The following is a 17195-nucleotide window of genomic DNA, read 5'->3' as shown; positions in this document are numbered from 1 at the left end:
CCATCTCTGGAGGATCACAGTAATGACCACGGAAAAAGTTAAGTACGGCGTCCATTCCGAAGCCGGCAAACTGCGCAAAGTCATGGTTTGCTCCCCCGGCCTGGCCCACCAGCGGCTGACCCCGAACAACTGCGACGAACTGCTGTTCGACGATGTGATCTGGGTCAACCAGGCCAAGCGCGACCACTTCGACTTCGTCACCAAGATGCGCGAGCGCGGCATCGAAGTCCTGGAAATGCACAACCTGCTGACCGAGACCGTCCAGAACCCCGAAGCGCTGAAATGGATCCTGGACCGCAAGATCACCCCTGACACCGTCGGCGTCGGCCTGACCAACGAAGTGCGCAGCTGGCTCGAAGGCCTGGAGCCGCGCAAGCTGGCCGAGTTCCTGATCGGCGGCGTGGCCGGCGAGGACCTGCCGGACAGCGAAGGCGCCAGCGTGATCAAGATGTACCGCGACTACCTGGGCCACTCCAGCTTCCTGCTGCCGCCGCTGCCCAACACCCAGTTCACCCGCGACACCACCTGCTGGATCTACGGCGGCGTGACCCTCAACCCGATGTACTGGCCGGCCCGCCGCCAGGAAACCCTGCTGGCCACCGCCATCTACAAGTTCCACCCCGAATTCGCCAACGCCGACTTCGAAGTCTGGTACGGCGACCCGGACAAGGACCACGGCCAAGCCACCCTTGAGGGCGGCGACGTCATGCCGATCGGCAACGGCGTGGTGCTGATCGGCATGGGCGAGCGCACCTCGCGCCAGGCCATCGGCCAACTGGCGCAGTCGCTGTTCGCCAAGGGCGCGGTGGAGAAGGTCGTGGTGGCCGGCCTGCCCAAATCCCGCGCGGCGATGCACCTGGACACCGTGTTCAGCTTCTGCGACCGCGACCTGGTGACGGTCTTCCCGGAAGTGGTCAAGGAAATCGTGCCGTTCATCATCCGCCCCGACAGCAGCAAGCCTTACGGCATGGACGTGCGCCGCGAGAACAAATCGTTCATCGAAGTGGTGGCCGACGCCCTCAACCTCAAGCAGCTGCGCGTGGTCGAGACCGGCGGCAACAGCTTCGCCGCCGAGCGCGAACAGTGGGACGACGGCAACAACGTGGTGGCGCTGGAACCGGGCGTGGTCATCGGCTACGACCGCAATACCTACACCAACACCCTGCTGCGCAAGGCCGGCATCGAGGTCATCACCATCAGCGCCGGCGAACTGGGCCGCGGACGCGGCGGCGGCCACTGCATGACCTGCCCGATCGTGCGCGACCCCATCGACTACTAAACGACCATTTTCCCGGCCGCCCCCACCCGGCGCGGCCGGGCCGATCACCGAATCCAAGGAGAATCATCATGGCGTTCAACATCCACAACCGTAACCTGCTCAGCCTGGAACACCACACCGCCCGCGAGCTGCGCTACCTGCTCGACCTCTCCCGCGACCTCAAGCGCGCCAAGTACACCGGCACCGAACAGCAGCACCTCAAGGGCAACAACATCGCCCTGATCTTCGAAAAGACCTCGACCCGCACCCGCTGCGCCTTCGAAGTCGCCGCCTATGACCAAGGCGCCAACGTCACCTACATCGACCCCAACTCCTCGCAGATCGGCCACAAGGAAAGCATGAAGGACACGGCCCGCGTGCTGGGCCGCATGTACGACGCCATCGAGTACCGCGGCTTCAAGCAGGAGATCGTCGAAGAACTGGCCAAGTTCGCCGGGGTGCCGGTGTTCAACGGCCTGACCGACGAATACCACCCGACCCAGATGATCGCCGACGTGCTGACCATGCGTGAGCACGCCGACAAGCCGATCCACGAAATCAGCTACGCCTACCTGGGCGACGCCCGCAACAACATGGGCAACTCGCTGCTGCTGATCGGCGCCAAGCTGGGCATGGACGTGCGCATCAGCGCGCCCAAAGCCCTGTGGCCCCATGACGACCTCGTGGCCCGCTGCAAGAAATACGCGGAAGAAAGCGGTGCGCGCATCACCCTGACCGAAGACCCGAAAGCGGCGGTCAAGGGCGTGGACTTCATCCACACCGACGTCTGGGTGTCGATGGGCGAGCCGGTCGAAGCCTGGGGCGAACGCATCCAGCAACTGCTGCCGTACCAGGTCAACGCCGAACTGATGAAGGCCTCGGGCAACCCACGCACCAAGTTCATGCACTGCCTGCCGGCGTTCCACAACAGCGACACCAAGGTCGGCAAACAGATCGCCGAGCAGTACCCGCACCTGGCCAACGGCATCGAGGTGACCGACGACGTGTTCGAATCGCCGGCCTGCATCGCCTTCGAGCAAGCGGAAAACCGCATGCACACCATCAAGGCGATCCTGGTCTCGACCCTGGCCGACCTGTAAACCGGCGAAGCTCCCACTGACGCGACACGGTCACTGTGGGAGCTGGCTTGCCAGCGATAGCGGTGTGTCAGCCAAAGACAATGCTGACTGCCCCGTCGCCATCGCGGGCAAGCCCGGCTCCTACAGTGACCGCACTTGTTCCGTCTGACCTTATTGCTATTCAGAAGGACTCGCACCATGCGTATCGTCGTTGCTCTGGGCGGTAACGCCCTGCTCCGCCGGGGTGAACCCATGACCGCGGACAACCAGCGCGCCAACATCCGGATCGCCACCGAGCAGATCGCCAAGATCCATCCCGGCAACCAACTGGTCATCGCCCACGGCAATGGCCCGCAAGTGGGCCTGCTGTCGCTGCAGGCGGCGGCCTACACCTCGGTCACCCCTTACCCGCTGGACGTGCTCGGCGCCGAGACCGAAGGCATGATCGGCTACATCATCGAACAGGAACTGGGCAACCTGCTGGACTTCGAAGTGCCGTTCGCCACCCTGCTCACCCAGGTCGAGGTGGACGCCAAGGATCCGGCCTTCCAGAATCCCACCAAACCCATCGGCCCGGTCTACGGCAAGGCGGAGGCCGAGAAGCTGGCCGCCGAAAAAGGCTGGGCGATCGCCCCGGACGGCGACAAGTTCCGCCGCGTGGTGGCCAGCCCGCGGCCCAAGCGCATCTTCGAGATCCGCCCGATCAAGTGGCTGCTGGACAAGGGCAGCATCGTGATCTGCGCCGGCGGCGGCGGCATCCCGACCATGTACGACGAAAACCGCAACCTCAAGGGCATCGAGGCGGTGATCGACAAGGACCTGTGCTCGTCGCTGCTGGCCGAACAGCTGGACGCCGACCTGTTGGTGATCGCCACCGACGTCAACGCGGCCTACATCGACTTCAACAAGCCGACCCAGAAGGCCATCGCCCAGGCCCACCCGGACGAACTGGAACGCCTGGGCTTCGCCGCAGGCTCCATGGGGCCGAAGGTGCAGGCAGCCTGTGAATTCGCGCGCCATACTGGCAAGGTCGCGGTGATCGGTTCGCTCGCGGACATCGAAGCCATCGTCCAGGGCACCGCCGGTACGCGGGTCAGCACGGCAGCGCCGGGCATCACCTACCGATAAAAAGAAACGGCGGGGCAGATCGAAGGTCTGCCCTTCTCCAATGCCTTGAAAGGAGAGAACACCATGGCCCAGTTCGAACCTGGTCATTTGCACATCGAGCGGCACGCGTTGACCAAAGATGACGTCGACTACAACATCCGCCTCGAATACGAGGTGTCGCAGGATCCACAAAAAGGAAAAGGGATACAATTCCGGCTGCTTGGAAGCATCCAGGGCAAAGACGTCAACGAACCGTTCTTTCTGCCCAAGGAAGAGGCCTACAACTTCGCTCGCAACGTGACGCAGATTGCCGAAAAGTATGGCATCCCCAAAAGTCACAGCCAGATCGGCTCGGTGCACAAGCATTACGACTTGATGTTTGAAGACATTCGTACGCAGCTGAATATGAAATCCGGGGATCCGGTCAATCCCGAGCATTTCGAGTAACCCGAACTCACCCCCATTCCCCCTCCGGGAGCGAGCTTGCTCGCGAAAGCGCTCTGTCAGTACAGATCTTCATTGCTGATACACCGCATTCGCGAGCAAGCTCGCTCCCACAAGGGCATGTATCCAGCGGAAGAACGCGTCCGGTTTCACCATTTCCCCGCCCCAAGGCATACTTGCCACCCTCCGCACCGCAGAACACTGAACCGCCCCATGCGTATTCACGTCAGCTTCATCGACCGCGTCGGCATCACCCAGGAAGTCCTGGCCCTGCTCGGCGGGCGCAACCTCAACCTGGATGCGGTGGAGATGGTGCCGCCCAACGTCTACATCGACGCGCCGACCCTCAGCCCGCAAGTGCTCGAAGAGCTCAAGGACGCGCTGTTCCGCGTGCGCGGCGTGGAGGCGGTGACGGTGGTCGACATCCTGCCCGGCCAGCGCCGGCACCTGCAGCTCGACGCCTTGCTCGCCGCGATGACCGACCCGGTGCTGGCCCTGGACAGCGCCGGCAAGGTGCTGCTGGCCAACCCGGCGCTGATCGCGCTGTACGGCCGGGAGCCGGCGGGCGAGAGCGTCGCCGAACTGTTCAACGACCCGGGCCTGCTGGACGCCCTGCTCGAACACGGTTTCCGCCTGCCGCTGCGGGAAATCACCGTCAACGGCCAGACCCTGCTGCTGGACGCCACGCCGATCACCGACGCCGGCGCCCTGCTGACCCTGTACCAACCCAACCGCATCGGCGAACAGCTCTCGGCCCTGCACCACGACCACGCCGAAGGCTTCGACGCGCTGCTGGGCGATTCCCCCGCCATCCGCACCCTCAAGGCCCGGGCGCAGCGGGTGGCGGCCCTCGATGCGCCGCTGCTGATCCAGGGCGAGACCGGCACCGGCAAGGAACTGGTGGCCCGCGCCTGCCACGCCATCAGCGCCCGGCACAGCGCGCCGTTCCTGGCCCTCAACTGCGCGGCGCTGCCGGAGAACCTCGCCGAGAGCGAACTGTTCGGCTACGCCCCCGGCGCCTTCACCGGTGCCCAGCGCGGCGGCAAGCCGGGGCTGATGGAACTGGCCAACCAGGGCACGGTGTTCCTCGACGAGATCGGCGAGATGTCGCCGTACCTGCAGGCCAAGCTGCTGCGCTTTCTCAACGACGGCAGTTTCCGCCGGGTCGGCGGCGACCGCGAGGTGAAGGTCGATGTGCGGATCCTCAGCGCCACCCACCGCGACCTGGAGAAAATGGTCAGCGAAGGCCTGTTCCGCGAAGACCTGTTCTACCGCCTCAACGTGCTCAACGTCGAAGTGCCGCCGCTGCGCGAGCGCGGCCAGGACATCCTGCTGCTGGCCCGCCATTTCATGCAGCAGGCCTGCGCGCAGATCCAGCGCCCGGTCTGCCGCCTGGCGCCCGGCACCTATCCGGCCCTGCTCGGCAACCGCTGGCCGGGCAACGTGCGGCAACTGCAGAACGTGATCTTCCGCGCCGCCGCGATCTGCGAAAGCAGCCTGGTGGACATCGGCGACCTCGACATCGCCGGCACCTCGGTGGCGCGCCAGGCCGACACCGACGTCGACAGCCTCGAACAGGCCGTCGAAGCCTTCGAGAAATCCCTGCTCGAAACCCTCTACGTCAGCTACCCCTCGACCCGCCAACTGGCCAGCCGCCTGCAGACCTCCCACACGGCCATCGCCCATCGCCTGCGCAAGTACGGCATTCCCAACAAGCCCTGAGCGGGTGCCGCGTTCTTGCGCACGCCGTCGCCAGCAGGCTGGCTCCCACAGGAATCCAGGCTGTGCGCAACAGCTTGGACACAGCAAACATTTTGGGAGCCAGCCTGCTGGCGATGGCGCCACCAAAGGCCTCCGCAGCCCAAAAGCGACCTCCAACTGTACTGAAAGCGCTACAGCGGAACGATATCGATACACCCGCCTGCAGCCACCGCCGCGCAAGGCTTTGATCCGGTTCAGCTTTTCTCCCCGCCCCCATCTGTAGCGATTTCGCTACAGCGAGTCGATCCCAGACACTCTCTAAACTACTTAAGTCATTGATTTAAAAAGATAAATAAACATTGGCCGCGTTCTTGCTAAGTACCCATCCATAAACAAGGGCTTTATTGCCCCAGCCTTCCACCGCGTCCACCGGACGAGTCCGGCCCCTAGGAGTTTCCATGAGCGAGTTGCGTTTCACTGAAGATCACGAATGGCTGCGCGCCGAAGCTGACGGCACCGTCACGGTCGGCATCACCGCTTTCGCGCAGAACGCCCTGGGCGACGTGGTCTACGTTCAGTTGCCGGAGCTTCAGGCCTACGAAAAGGGCGCCGAAGCCGCCACGGTGGAATCGGTGAAGGCGGCCAGCGGCGTGTACATGCCGCTGGACGGTGACGTCGTCGCCGTCAACGAACTGCTCAACGACAGCCCGGAACAAGTCAACGAAGACCCGCTGGGCGACGGCTGGTTCTTCCGCTTCAAGCCGAGCGACGCCAGCGCCGTCGGCAAACTGCTGGACCAGGACGCCTACGACCGTCTGCTCAAAGCCAACGCCGACGCCTGAGGAGACCGGACATGACTCAAGTGAACCTGACCACCACCAACGAATTCATCGCCCGTCACATCGGCCCGCGCGCCGGCGACGAGCAGGCCATGCTCAACAGCCTCGGCTTCGACTCCCTCGAAGCCCTGAGCGCCAGCGTCATCCCGGAAAGCATCAAGGGCACCAGCGTGCTGGGCCTGGACGACGGCCTGAGCGAAGCCCAGGCCCTGGCCGCGATCAAGGCCATCGCCGGCCAGAACCAACTGTTCAAGACCTACATCGGCCAGGGCTACTACAACTGCCACACCCCGTCGCCGATCCTGCGCAACCTGCTGGAGAACCCGGCCTGGTACACCGCCTACACCCCGTACCAGCCGGAGATCTCCCAGGGCCGCCTCGAAGCGCTGCTGAACTTCCAGACCCTGATCAGCGACCTCACCGGCCTGCCGATCGCCAACGCCTCCCTGCTCGACGAAGCCACCGCCGCCGCCGAAGCCATGACCTTCTGCAAGCGCCTGAGCAAGAACAAGGGCAGCCACCAGTTCTTCGCCTCGGTCCACAGCCATCCGCAGACCCTCGACGTGCTGCGCACCCGTGCCGAGCCGCTGGGCATCGACGTGGTCGTGGGCGACGAGCGTGAACTGACCGACGTGACCCCGTTCTTCGGCGCCCTGCTGCAATACCCGGCGAGCAACGGCGACGTGTTCGACTACCGTGAGCTGACCGAGCGCTTCCACGCCGCCAACGCCCTGGTGGCCGTGGCCGCCGACCTGCTGGCCCTGACCCTGCTGACCCCGCCGGGCGAGTTCGGCGCCGACGTGGCCATCGGCAGCGCCCAGCGCTTCGGCGTGCCGCTGGGCTTCGGCGGCCCGCACGCGGCGTACTTCTCCACCAAGGACGCGTTCAAGCGCGACATGCCGGGCCGCCTGGTCGGCGTGTCGGTCGACCGCTTCGGCAAGCCGGCCCTGCGCCTGGCCATGCAGACCCGCGAGCAGCACATCCGCCGCGAGAAGGCCACCTCGAACATCTGCACCGCGCAAGTGCTGCTGGCCAACATCGCCAGCATGTACGCCGTTTACCACGGCCCCAAAGGCCTGACCCAGATCGCCAACCGCGTGCACCACCTGACCGCTATCCTCGCCCAAGGCCTGAGCGCCCTGGGCCTGAACGTCGAGCAGGCGCACTTCTTCGACACCCTGACTTTGGCCACCGGCGCGCAGACCGCCGCGCTGCACGACAAGGCCCGTGCCCAGCGCATCAACCTGCGCGTGGTCGATGCCCAGCGCCTGGGCCTGTCGGTGGACGAAACCACCACCCAGGCCGACATCGAGAGCCTGTGGGCGCTGTTCGCCGACGGCAAGGCCCTGCCGGACTTCGCCGCCCTCGCCGCCTCGGCGCAAGGCACCCTGCCGGCGGCGCTGGTGCGCCAATCGCCGATCCTCAGCCACCCGGTGTTCAACCGCTACCACTCCGAAACCGAGCTGATGCGCTACCTGCGCAAGCTGGCGGACAAGGATCTGGCGCTCGACCGCACCATGATCCCGCTGGGCTCGTGCACCATGAAGCTCAACGCCGCCAGCGAAATGATCCCGGTGACCTGGGCCGAATTCGGCGCCCTGCACCCGTTTGCCCCGGCCGAGCAGAGCGCCGGCTACCAGCAACTGACCTCTGAGCTGGAAGCGATGCTTTGCGCCGCCACCGGCTACGACGCGGTGTCCCTGCAGCCGAACGCCGGCTCCCAGGGTGAATACGCCGGCCTGCTGGCGATCCGCGCCTACCACCAGAGCCGTGGCGACGAGCGCCGCGACATCTGCCTGATCCCGTCGTCGGCCCACGGCACCAACCCGGCCACCGCCCACATGGCCGGCATGCGCGTGGTGGTGACCGCGTGCGACGCCCGCGGCAACGTCGACATCGAAGACCTGCGCGCCAAGGCCATCGAGCACCGCGAGCACCTCGCCGCGCTGATGATCACCTACCCGTCCACCCACGGCGTGTTCGAGGAAGGCATCCGCGAAATCTGCGCGATCATCCACGACAACGGCGGCCAGGTGTACATCGACGGCGCCAACATGAACGCCATGGTCGGCCTCTGTGCACCGGGCAAGTTCGGCGGCGACGTGTCCCACCTGAACCTGCACAAGACCTTCTGCATCCCCCACGGCGGCGGCGGCCCGGGCGTCGGCCCGATCGGCGTCAAGTCGCACCTGGCCCCGTTCCTGCCCGGCCACGCCGAGATGGCGCGCAAGGAAGGCGCGGTCTGCGCGGCGCCGTTCGGCAGCGCCAGCATCCTGCCGATCACCTGGATGTACATCCGCATGATGGGCGGCGCCGGCCTCAAGCGCGCCTCGCAGCTGGCGATCCTCAACGCCAACTACATCTCGCGCCGCCTCGAAGAGCACTACCCGGTGCTCTACACCGGCAGCAACGGCCTGGTGGCCCACGAGTGCATCCTGGACCTGCGTCCGCTCAAGGACAGCAGCGGCATCAGCGTCGATGACGTCGCCAAGCGCCTGATCGACTTCGGCTTCCACGCCCCGACCATGTCGTTCCCGGTGGCTGGCACGCTGATGATCGAGCCGACCGAAAGCGAATCCAAGGAAGAGCTGGATCGCTTCTGCGACGCCATGATCCGCATCCGCGAAGAGATCCGCGCGGTGGAGAACGGCACCCTGGACAAGGACGACAACCCGCTCAAGAACGCCCCGCACACCGCGGCGGAGCTGGTCGGCGAGTGGACTCACCCGTACAGCCGCGAGCAGGCGGTGTACCCGGTGGCGTCGCTGGTCGAGGCCAAGTACTGGCCGCCGGTCGGCCGCGTCGACAACGTGTTCGGCGACCGCAACCTGGTCTGCGCCTGCCCGTCGATCGAAAGCTACGCTTGAGACAGGGCGGGACCGGTTCGCCGGTTCCGCCTGCACCGCAGCCCCCTGTGGGAGCGAGCCTGCTCGCGATAGCGGTATGTCAGTCAAACAATGCATCGACTGAAGCACCGCTATCGCGAGCAGGCTCGCTCCTATAAGGGAATGCGGCAACCAAGATTCCGCTGATACCCCATAACAAGAAACCGGAGAACAACCATGTCGTTAAGCGTGTTCGACCTGTTCAAGATCGGCATCGGCCCCTCCAGCTCCCACACCGTCGGCCCGATGCGCGCCGCCGCGCGCTTCGTCGAGGGCCTGCGCCGGGACAACCTGCTGGCCGCCACCGCCTGCGTGAAGGTCGAGCTCTACGGATCCCTCGGCGCCACCGGCAAGGGGCACGGCAGCGACAAGGCCGTGCTGCTGGGCCTTGAAGGCGAACACCCGGACACCGTCGACACCGACACCGTCAGCGCCCGCTTGGCCGACATCCGCGCCAGCGGCCGTCTCAACCTGCTCGGCGAACACAGCCTCGCGTTCAACGAGAAAGAACACCTGGCGATGATCCGCAAGCCCCTGCCCTACCACCCCAACGGCATGATCTTCCGCGCGTTCGACGCCGCCGGCCTGCAGATCCGCGGCCGCGAGTACTACTCGGTGGGCGGCGGTTTCGTGGTCGACGAGGACGCCGCCGGAGCCGACCGCATCGTCGAGGACGCCACCCCGTTGACCTTCCCGTTCAAGACCGCCAAGGAACTGCTCGGCCACTGCGCCACCTACGGGCTGTCGATCAGCCAGGTGATGCTGACCAACGAAAGCGCCTGGCGCCCTGAAGCGGAAACCCGCGCCGGCCTGCTGAAGATCTGGCAAGTGATGCAGGACTGCGTGGCCGCCGGCTGCCGCAATGAAGGCATCCTGCCGGGGGGCCTGAAGGTCAAGCGCCGGGCGGCGGCGCTGCACCGGCAACTGTGCAAGAACCCGGAATCGTCGCTGCGCGATCCGCTGTCGGTGCTGGACTGGGTCAACCTCTACGCCCTGGCCGTCAATGAGGAAAACGCCTACGGCGGACGGGTCGTCACCGCACCGACCAACGGCGCAGCCGGGATCATCCCGGCGGTGCTGCATTACTACATGCGCTTCATCCCCGGCGCCAACGACGACGGCGTGGTGCGCTTCCTGCTGACGGCGGCGGCCATCGGCATCCTGTACAAGGAAAACGCCTCGATCTCCGGCGCCGAAGTCGGCTGCCAGGGCGAAGTCGGCGTGGCCTGCTCGATGGCCGCCGGCGCCCTGTGCGAAGTCCTCGGCGGCAGCGTGCAGCAAGTGGAGAACGCCGCGGAGATCGGCATGGAGCACAACCTCGGCCTGACCTGCGACCCCATCGGCGGCCTGGTGCAGGTGCCCTGCATCGAACGCAACGCCATGGGCTCGGTGAAGGCGATCAACGCCGTGCGGATGGCCATGCGCGGAGACGGCCAGCACTTCGTCTCCCTCGACAAGGTCATCCGCACCATGCGCCAGACCGGCGCCGACATGAAAAGCAAATACAAAGAGACCGCCCGCGGCGGTCTGGCAGTCAACATTATCGAATGCTGATGCCTGCGCGCATCGGCAGCAGCCCACCTTCCAAGGAGTTGAAGATGTCCACCGAACAATTGTCGAAAACCCCGCTCCACGCCCTGCACCTGGAACTCGGCGCCCGCATGGTGCCGTTCGCCGGCTACGACATGCCGGTGCAGTACCCGCTGGGCGTGATGAAGGAACACCAGCACACCCGTGAACAGGCCGGCCTGTTCGATGTCTCGCACATGGGCCAGATCCGCCTGACCGGCGCCGGCGCCGCCAAGGCCCTGGAGAGCCTGGTGCCGGTGGACATCATCGACCTGCCGGTGGGCATGCAGCGCTATGCGATGTTCACCAACGAAACCGGCGGCATCCTGGACGACCTGATGGTGGCCAACCTGGGCAACGACGAACTGTTCCTGGTGGTCAACGCCGCCTGCAAGGATCAGGACCTGGCCCACCTGCAAAAACACATCGGCGGCCAATGCACCATTGAGGCGCTGTTCGAGGAGCGTGCGCTCCTCGCCTTGCAAGGCCCGGCGGCGGTGACCGTGCTGGCGCGCCTGGCGCCGGAGGTGGCGAAAATGACCTTCATGCAGTTCACCCGCGTGAACCTGCTGGGCGTGGACTGCTTCGTCAGCCGTTCGGGCTACACCGGTGAGGACGGCTATGAAATCTCGGTGCCGGCCGCCGACGCGGAAAAGCTCGCCCGCGCCTTGCTGGCCGAACCGGAAGTCCAGGCCATCGGCCTCGGCGCCCGCGATTCGCTGCGCCTGGAAGCCGGTCTGTGCCTGTACGGCCACGACATGAACACCGACACTACCCCCATCGAAGCCAGCCTGCTGTGGGCCATCTCCAAGCCCCGCCGTGCCGACGGCGCACGGGCCGGCGGCTTCCCGGGCGCGGACAACGTGTTCACCCAGCAGCAGAACGGCGTGGCACGCAAACGCGTCGGCCTGCTGCCCCAGGAGCGCACGCCGGTGCGCGAAGGCGCGGAAATCGTCAATGAAGCGGGCGAAATCATCGGCAGCGTGTGCAGCGGCGGTTTCGGCCCGACCCTGGGCGGGCCGGTGGCGATGGGTTACCTCGACAGCGCCTATGTCACCCTCGACACGCCGGTCTGGGCCATCGTGCGTGGGAAAAAGGTGCCAATGCTTGTAAGCAAAATGCCATTTGTTCCACAACGCTACTATCGCGGCTGATTGACTGTTTCTATAAGTAACGCGATTGCGTTATGCGTGCACTAATGTGTAACGCAATCGCCATAAAACAGTGCATTGATTTAACAGCCGATTCGAATATGAACTTGGCTTATAACGATCGAAAACAATTGAACAACGCAATCGTCTAAGCCTGCGCCCGCGTACCGGTAAGTGGCGGCAAGCTCAGGAAAACCGGGGGCTTCACAGGGCTTGTTTTTCCTCCCGTAGTTGGCGTAGAGTTTGCCCACTGTGTTTGCATGGGTCAGCTTGGAATCGTGACCTGGGCAGTAGCCTACAAGTTAGCTACATCCCGTTCGACGTCTTCTTACTCTCCTGCAACCAGCCCCAGTACTCTTTCATGAGAAAGAGACTGTCATCAATTTTTGCGTCAAAGGAAATAAGAAATGTCCACACGTCAGAGCGGCACCGTCAAGTGGTTTAACGACGAGAAAGGTTTTGGTTTTATCACTCCAGAAAGCGGTCCGGATCTGTTCGTGCATTTCCGCGCCATCCAGGGCAGCGGCTTCAAGAGCCTGAAAGAAGGCCAGAAAGTGACCTTCGTTGCCGTGCAAGGCCAGAAAGGCATGCAGGCTGATGAAGTCATCGCAGAAGGCTGATCTTCTGTAACGAAAAAGCCCCTGATATTGATATCAGGGGCTTTTTTGTGCGCGCGAATCCGTAAAATGGCGCTTCATTTTCCGTCCAGAGGCTGCCATGTCGAAACACCTGCTCTCCCCCCAGGGCGACTTTCCCGCCGTCGGCCTGGGCCGTCGCCTGGCAGCGATGTTCTATGACTTCCTGCTCTGCACCGCCCTGCTGATCGTCACCGGCGGCATCTACAAGATGATCCAGGCCGCCCTCATCGGCGAGGAACGCCTGCGGGTGATGACCGATGCCGGCCAGCTGGACGGCGATCCCCTCTATTCCACCGTGCTGTTGCTGGTGCTGTTCGGCTTCTTCGCCAAGTTCTGGACCCACGCCGGCCAGACCCTAGGCATGCAGGTGTGGGGCATCCGCGTGCAGAACGCCGACGGCACCGCCATCAGCCTGTGGCAGGCGCTGCTGCGCTTCATGGTGTCGATGGCGTCGTGGCTGTGCCTGGGGCTGGGGTTCTTCTGGTCGCTGTTCGACAAGCAAAAGCGCACCTGGCACGACATCTATTCCGATACCCGCGTGGTGCGGATCCCGAAAAAGGCCAAGTGATCCTTGGCGCAGAAACGACTGCAGGAGCGAGCCTGCTCGCGATGGCGGTGCGTCAGTCGATGGATTATTTGACTGACATACCGTAATCGCGAGCAGGCTCGCTCCTACATCGTGGGCCGGAACTCAGGTTTCAGGCGTTGCCGGCCAGCTTCATGCGCGCCGCCTGGGTGAAGTCCAGCATGCGCTTGAGCGGGCGGATCGCCTGCGGAATCAGCGCCGGGTCGACAAAGATCTCGCCGGTGCCCTCTTTAAGGCACTTGAGCGTGCGCTCAAGCGTGTTCATGGCCATCCACGGGCAATGCGCGCAGCTGCGGCAGGCGGCGCCGTTGCCGGCGGTAGGCGCCTCGATGAAGACCTTGTCCGGGCACACCTGCTGCATCTTGTAGAAGATGCCGCGGTCGGTGGCGACGATCAGGGTCTTGTGCGGCAGCGTCTTGGCCGCGGCGATCAACTGGCTGGTGGAACCGACGGCGTCCGCCAGCTCGATGACCGACGTCGGCGATTCCGGGTGCACCAGAATGGCCGCGTCCGGGTACAGCGCCTTCATGTCTTCGAGCTGCTTGGCCTTGAACTCTTCGTGAACGATGCAGGCACCGTCCCACAGCAGCATGTCGGCGCCGGTCTGGCGCTGGATGTAGGTGCCCAGGTGCTTGTCCGGGCCCCAGATGATGGTCTCGCCGTTGTCCATCAGGCTCTCGACGATCTCCAGCGCGCAGCTGGACGTCACCACCCAGTCGGCCCGCGCCTTCACCGCCGCCGACGTGTTGGCGTACACCACCACCGTGCGCTCCGGGTGCTGGTCGCAGAACGCCGAGAACTCATCCACCGGGCACCCCAGATCCAGGGAGCAGGTGGCGTCCAGCGTCGGCATCAGCACGCGCTTTTCCGGGTTAAGGATCTTGGCGGTCTCGCCCATGAACTTCACGCCGGCCACCACCACGGTCTTGGCCGGGTGGGCATTGCCGAAGCGGGCCATCTCCAGGGAATCGGACACGCAGCCGCCGGTCTCTTCGGCCAGGGCCTGGATGACCGGATCGCAATAGAAGTGGGCAACCAGCACGGCGTCCTGAGCCTTGAGCTCGGCGGCGATGGCGGAACGGTAGTGAGCCTCTTCCTCGACCGTCAGCGGCTTGGGCTGCTTGGCATCGAGGTGGGCTTGAACCAGAAGGCGTTCGGAAATCTGCGTCATGTTCGCAAGACCTGCAGGCGCATTCGCGCGAAAGTCGAGTATACACCCGGCTCCGGACCACTTGAGGGCACCGCCGGGAGAGTGAGTGTCATCAGGCACGGACAGCATTGAAGCTGCGCAAGGCTACAGAATATCCCGTTGATGCAAAAGATGATTCTGACCTGCGTCACGGCAGGTCGGCACCGGGTCGGGCATGCCCGAATCGCAGGCAAAAAAAAATCCGGAAATCCTCACTTGCGTGGGCCTTCCAGACTTTTTGAAATTTCGAAAATGGTGGGTCGTGTAGGATTCGAACCTACGACCAATTGGTTAAAAGCCAACTGCTCTACCAACTGAGCTAACGACCCGCTTCGTTGTGGCGCGTATAATACTGATTTTTAAGGACTATTCAACACCTAATTTGAAAAAAATCAAAAATAAGGGGTTGGATCGCTGATTCCGGCCGCTGCGAAGCCGTCTGCGCGCAGGCGGCAGCTGTCGCACTTGCCGCACGCACGGCCCTCATCGTCAGCCTGATAGCAGGAAACGGTCAGCCCGTAATTCACGCCCAGCTTCACACCGGCCTGAACGATCTGTGCCTTGCTCAGGTTCTGCAGCGGTGCCTGGATGCGGAAACCGTTGCCTTCCACGCCAGCCTTGGTCGCGAGATTGGCCATGCGCTCGAACGATTCGATGAACTCGGGACGGCAGTCCGGGTAACCGGAATAGTCCACCGCGTTGACGCCGATGAAGATATCGCGAGCCCCGAGCACTTCCGCCCAACCCAATGCCAACGACAGGAACACGGTGTTGCGCGCCGGCACGTAAGTCACCGGAATGCCCTCGCCCAGCTCCTCCGGAATGTCGATGCTGCTGTCGGTCAGCGCCGAACCGCCCATGCCGTTCAGGTTCAGGCCGATCACCTTATGCTCGATCACGCCCAGGTCACGAGCCACCCGAGCGGCAGCATGCAATTCGGCGTGGGAGCGCTGACCGTAGTCGAAGCTCATGGTGTAGCAGCTGTAGCCCTCTGCACGGGCCATCGCCACGACGGTCGCGGAGTCCAGGCCACCGGACAGCAGAATGACCGCGCGTTTTTCAGTGGTGTTCAGTTGTTCAGTCATCTCAGCGCCCCGGCTCGTCGTTCCAAAGATATTTGTGCAACTGCAACTGCAGGCGTACCGGCAGGTTGTCCGCCACGATCCAGTCCGCCAGGTCCCGTGCGTTCAGGTCATGGTGGCTGGGGGAAAACAGCACTTCGCCGGCACGGCGGTCGAGGCCGTACTGGATCAGCTTGGAGACCGCCCAGTCGTAGTCCTCCCGCGAACAGATGACGAATTTCACCTGGTCGTTGGACGTCAGCAGTTCGATGTTTTCGTAGCGGTTGCGGTGGGCCTCTTTCGAGCCCGGCGTCTTCAGGTCCAGCACACGGCTGACCCGCGGATCGACGGCCGAAATGTCGAGGGCGCCGCTGGTTTCCAGCGAGACCTCGTAACCGGCGTCACACAATCGCTTGAGCAAAGGAATGGCATTGGGCTGCGCCAGGGGCTCGCCGCCCGTCACGCAGACATAGCGTGGACGGAAGCCGGCCACCTGCTCGGCGATGTCGTCGAGGGTGCGCAGGGTGCCGCCGCTGAAGGCGTAGGCGCTGTCGCAGTACTGGCAACGCAGAGGGCATCCGGTCAGGCGCACGAAAACCGTGGGCAGCCCGGCAGTCCGCGTTTCCCCCTGCAACGAGTAGAAAACTTCGGTGATTCTCAATGTGTCTTGCATAGTCGCCACGGGCGTAACAGCTAAACAGGCTGTCCGCCTCCGTCAGGCACTTCAGGCCACCCCGCCAACGCGCAGATCGCCAAAAGCGTGTTTCATGAAAAAAGGGCGTGAATTCTAACGAAAAAACCCGCGACAGGCGCGGGTTTCTTCTGAACGGGTAACGCTTTCCCAGGCAGCAGCCTTACATGCGCTGCAGATCGCGTTGGGCCAGCTGAGCAGCGGACGTGCCCGGGTATTGGGCAACCACCTGCTGCAGAATGCCTTTGACCTTGTCGGTGTGACCCAGTCGGCGCTCCACGTCAGCCAGCTTGTACAGCGAGTCCGGCACCTTGGCGTGCTTGGGGTACAGCTGCGAAACCTTGGCGAACGCCTGACCTGCGCCTTGCAGGTCGCCCTTCGCCAGGTTCACTTCACCCAGCCAGTACTGGGCGTTGCCCGCGTATTGGCTGTTCGGGTACTTGCGCAGGAACGCGGCGAAGGCCTGGCTGGCCTTGTCGAAGTCCTTGGCCTTGATCAGGTCGAAAGCGGCATCGTAATACAGCTTTTCCTTGGCCGGATCACCGGGTTCGCTGCTGGCCGCAGGCGCCTGGGCAGCAGCCCCGGCACCCGCAGCAGCACCGGCGGCAGCACTTGCATCGCCGCCGGCGGAAGAATTCTCAGGAGTCGCGGCAGGTGCAACGCCGGATCCTATGCGCCGATCAAGATCCTGGTATCGCTCCAGGGATTCCTGCTTCATGCGCGCAACCTGATTCTGCAGTTCTTCGATCACGCCTTGCTGGCGCGAAATCTGATCCTGCATCTGTTGCAGTTGGTTGAACAGCATGCCTTGTGCCGAGGCAGGGGCCGTAGCCGCTCCCCCGGCATAGGCGCCGTTCGTACCGTAACCCGCAGGCGGATAACTGCTCCCGCTACTGTTGTAACCGGAGTTGTCATCGACCACAGGAACCGCAGCCCACGCCGCAAGCGGCGCGAGGCTGAGAGCCAGGACAGTTACAGCACGACGGCACGTTCGCAT

General features: G+C 64.0%; 15 protein-coding genes and 1 tRNA gene. 11 read left to right on the top strand and 5 right to left on the bottom strand.

The window, feature by feature from the left end; genetic code table 11:
• The first annotated feature begins 22 nt into the window (after positions 1-22).
• The 11 genes from arcA to CAG29_RS04850 all read left to right on the top strand — a co-directional run bounded on the left by arcA (position 23) and on the right by CAG29_RS04850 (position 13239).
• Entirely contained in the window at positions 23-1279 is a 1257-nt protein-coding gene (gene arcA, locus CAG29_RS04900; protein ID WP_085580505.1) for an arginine deiminase, read from the top strand.
• 68 nt (positions 1280-1347) lie between these two features.
• Complete coding sequence (locus tag CAG29_RS04895; RefSeq protein ID WP_085580503.1) at positions 1348-2358, top strand: ornithine carbamoyltransferase; 1011 nt, start codon at positions 1348-1350, stop codon at positions 2356-2358.
• 177 nt (positions 2359-2535) lie between these two features.
• Positions 2536-3465 carry a carbamate kinase gene (gene arcC, locus CAG29_RS04890; RefSeq protein WP_085580501.1) on the top strand — a complete coding sequence of 310 codons (930 nt, stop codon included), beginning with the start codon at positions 2536-2538 and terminating at the stop codon, positions 3463-3465.
• A gap of 63 nt (positions 3466-3528) precedes the next feature.
• A complete protein-coding gene (locus CAG29_RS04885; RefSeq protein WP_085693922.1) occupies positions 3529-3891 on the top strand; it encodes a DUF5064 family protein in 363 nt (120 codons plus the stop codon).
• A 210-nt stretch (positions 3892-4101) separates the two neighbouring features.
• Positions 4102-5610: a sigma-54-dependent transcriptional regulator gene (locus CAG29_RS04880; protein WP_085580497.1), complete on the top strand. Its 1509-nt coding sequence runs from the start codon at positions 4102-4104 to the stop codon at positions 5608-5610.
• A gap of 437 nt (positions 5611-6047) precedes the next feature.
• The gene (gcvH, locus tag CAG29_RS04875) at positions 6048-6431 is read left to right on the top strand and encodes a glycine cleavage system protein GcvH (RefSeq protein WP_085580495.1); all 384 of its coding nucleotides are present in this window, start codon (positions 6048-6050) and stop codon (positions 6429-6431) included.
• A gap of 11 nt (positions 6432-6442) precedes the next feature.
• Positions 6443-9295: an aminomethyl-transferring glycine dehydrogenase gene (gene gcvP, locus CAG29_RS04870; protein ID WP_085693921.1), complete on the top strand. Its 2853-nt coding sequence runs from the start codon at positions 6443-6445 to the stop codon at positions 9293-9295.
• Between the two features lie 195 nt (positions 9296-9490).
• Positions 9491-10867, top strand: coding sequence for an L-serine ammonia-lyase (locus CAG29_RS04865; RefSeq protein ID WP_085693920.1), 1377 nt, complete (start codon positions 9491-9493; stop codon positions 10865-10867).
• A 44-nt stretch (positions 10868-10911) separates the two neighbouring features.
• Positions 10912-12036 (top strand): glycine cleavage system aminomethyltransferase GcvT, encoded by a 1125-nt coding sequence (gene gcvT / locus CAG29_RS04860; RefSeq protein ID WP_085580489.1) that lies wholly within the window; start codon positions 10912-10914, stop codon positions 12034-12036.
• Between the two features lie 404 nt (positions 12037-12440).
• A complete protein-coding gene (locus CAG29_RS04855) occupies positions 12441-12653 on the top strand; it encodes a cold-shock protein (protein WP_085580487.1) in 213 nt (70 codons plus the stop codon).
• 97 nt (positions 12654-12750) lie between these two features.
• Positions 12751-13239, top strand: a complete 489-nt coding sequence (locus tag CAG29_RS04850; protein ID WP_085580485.1) for an RDD family protein — start codon at positions 12751-12753, stop codon at positions 13237-13239.
• 130 nt (positions 13240-13369) lie between these two features.
• Here the strand turns inward: CAG29_RS04850 and nadA are convergent, their stop codons facing one another.
• The 5 genes from nadA to ybgF all read right to left on the bottom strand — a co-directional run bounded on the left by nadA (position 13370) and on the right by ybgF (position 17195).
• Complete coding sequence (gene nadA, locus CAG29_RS04845; protein ID WP_085629540.1) at positions 13370-14428, bottom strand: quinolinate synthase NadA; 1059 nt, start codon at positions 14426-14428, stop codon at positions 13370-13372.
• A 271-nt stretch (positions 14429-14699) separates the two neighbouring features.
• Positions 14700-14775 (bottom strand) — tRNA-Lys (locus CAG29_RS04840).
• Positions 14776-14838: 63 nt separating this feature from the next.
• Positions 14839-15531: a 7-cyano-7-deazaguanine synthase QueC gene (gene queC / locus CAG29_RS04835; protein ID WP_085629538.1), complete on the bottom strand. Its 693-nt coding sequence runs from the start codon at positions 15529-15531 to the stop codon at positions 14839-14841.
• A gap of 1 nt (position 15532) precedes the next feature.
• Positions 15533-16180 carry a 7-carboxy-7-deazaguanine synthase QueE gene (gene queE, locus CAG29_RS04830; RefSeq protein ID WP_085580478.1) on the bottom strand — a complete coding sequence of 216 codons (648 nt, stop codon included), beginning with the start codon at positions 16178-16180 and terminating at the stop codon, positions 15533-15535.
• Positions 16181-16361: 181 nt separating this feature from the next.
• On the bottom strand, positions 16362-17195 hold the full coding sequence (ybgF, locus tag CAG29_RS04825; RefSeq protein WP_085580476.1) for a tol-pal system protein YbgF: 834 nt from the start codon (positions 17193-17195) through the stop codon (positions 16362-16364).

It is taken from the genome of Pseudomonas sp. B7(2017) (assembly GCF_002112745.1).
Classification (GTDB): Bacteria; Pseudomonadota; Gammaproteobacteria; order Pseudomonadales; family Pseudomonadaceae; genus Aquipseudomonas; species Aquipseudomonas ekonensis.
This window is presented reverse-complemented; position numbering and strand designations above follow the sequence as displayed.

Bases quoted from the DNA above. Each gene is read 5' to 3' on its own strand.
- arcA (WP_085580505.1), top strand. From the start codon at position 23: ATGACCACGGAAAAAGTTAAGTACGGCGTCCATTCCGAAGCCGGCAAA.
- CAG29_RS04895 (WP_085580503.1), top strand. From the start codon at position 1,348: ATGGCGTTCAACATCCACAACCGTAACCTGCTCAGCCTGGAACACCAC.
- arcC (WP_085580501.1), top strand. From the start codon at position 2,536: ATGCGTATCGTCGTTGCTCTGGGCGGTAACGCCCTGCTCCGCCGGGGT.
- CAG29_RS04885 (WP_085693922.1), top strand. From the start codon at position 3,529: ATGGCCCAGTTCGAACCTGGTCATTTGCACATCGAGCGGCACGCGTTG.
- CAG29_RS04880 (WP_085580497.1), top strand. From the start codon at position 4,102: ATGCGTATTCACGTCAGCTTCATCGACCGCGTCGGCATCACCCAGGAA.
- gcvH (WP_085580495.1), top strand. From the start codon at position 6,048: ATGAGCGAGTTGCGTTTCACTGAAGATCACGAATGGCTGCGCGCCGAA.
- gcvP (WP_085693921.1), top strand. From the start codon at position 6,443: ATGACTCAAGTGAACCTGACCACCACCAACGAATTCATCGCCCGTCAC.
- CAG29_RS04865 (WP_085693920.1), top strand. From the start codon at position 9,491: ATGTCGTTAAGCGTGTTCGACCTGTTCAAGATCGGCATCGGCCCCTCC.
- gcvT (WP_085580489.1), top strand. From the start codon at position 10,912: ATGTCCACCGAACAATTGTCGAAAACCCCGCTCCACGCCCTGCACCTG.
- CAG29_RS04855 (WP_085580487.1), top strand. From the start codon at position 12,441: ATGTCCACACGTCAGAGCGGCACCGTCAAGTGGTTTAACGACGAGAAA.
- CAG29_RS04850 (WP_085580485.1), top strand. From the start codon at position 12,751: ATGTCGAAACACCTGCTCTCCCCCCAGGGCGACTTTCCCGCCGTCGGC.
- nadA (WP_085629540.1), bottom strand. From the start codon at position 14,428: ATGACGCAGATTTCCGAACGCCTTCTGGTTCAAGCCCACCTCGATGCC.
- queC (WP_085629538.1), bottom strand. From the start codon at position 15,531: ATGACTGAACAACTGAACACCACTGAAAAACGCGCGGTCATTCTGCTG.
- queE (WP_085580478.1), bottom strand. From the start codon at position 16,180: ATGCAAGACACATTGAGAATCACCGAAGTTTTCTACTCGTTGCAGGGG.
- ybgF (WP_085580476.1), bottom strand. From the start codon at position 17,195: ATGCGAACGTGCCGTCGTGCTGTAACTGTCCTGGCTCTCAGCCTCGCG.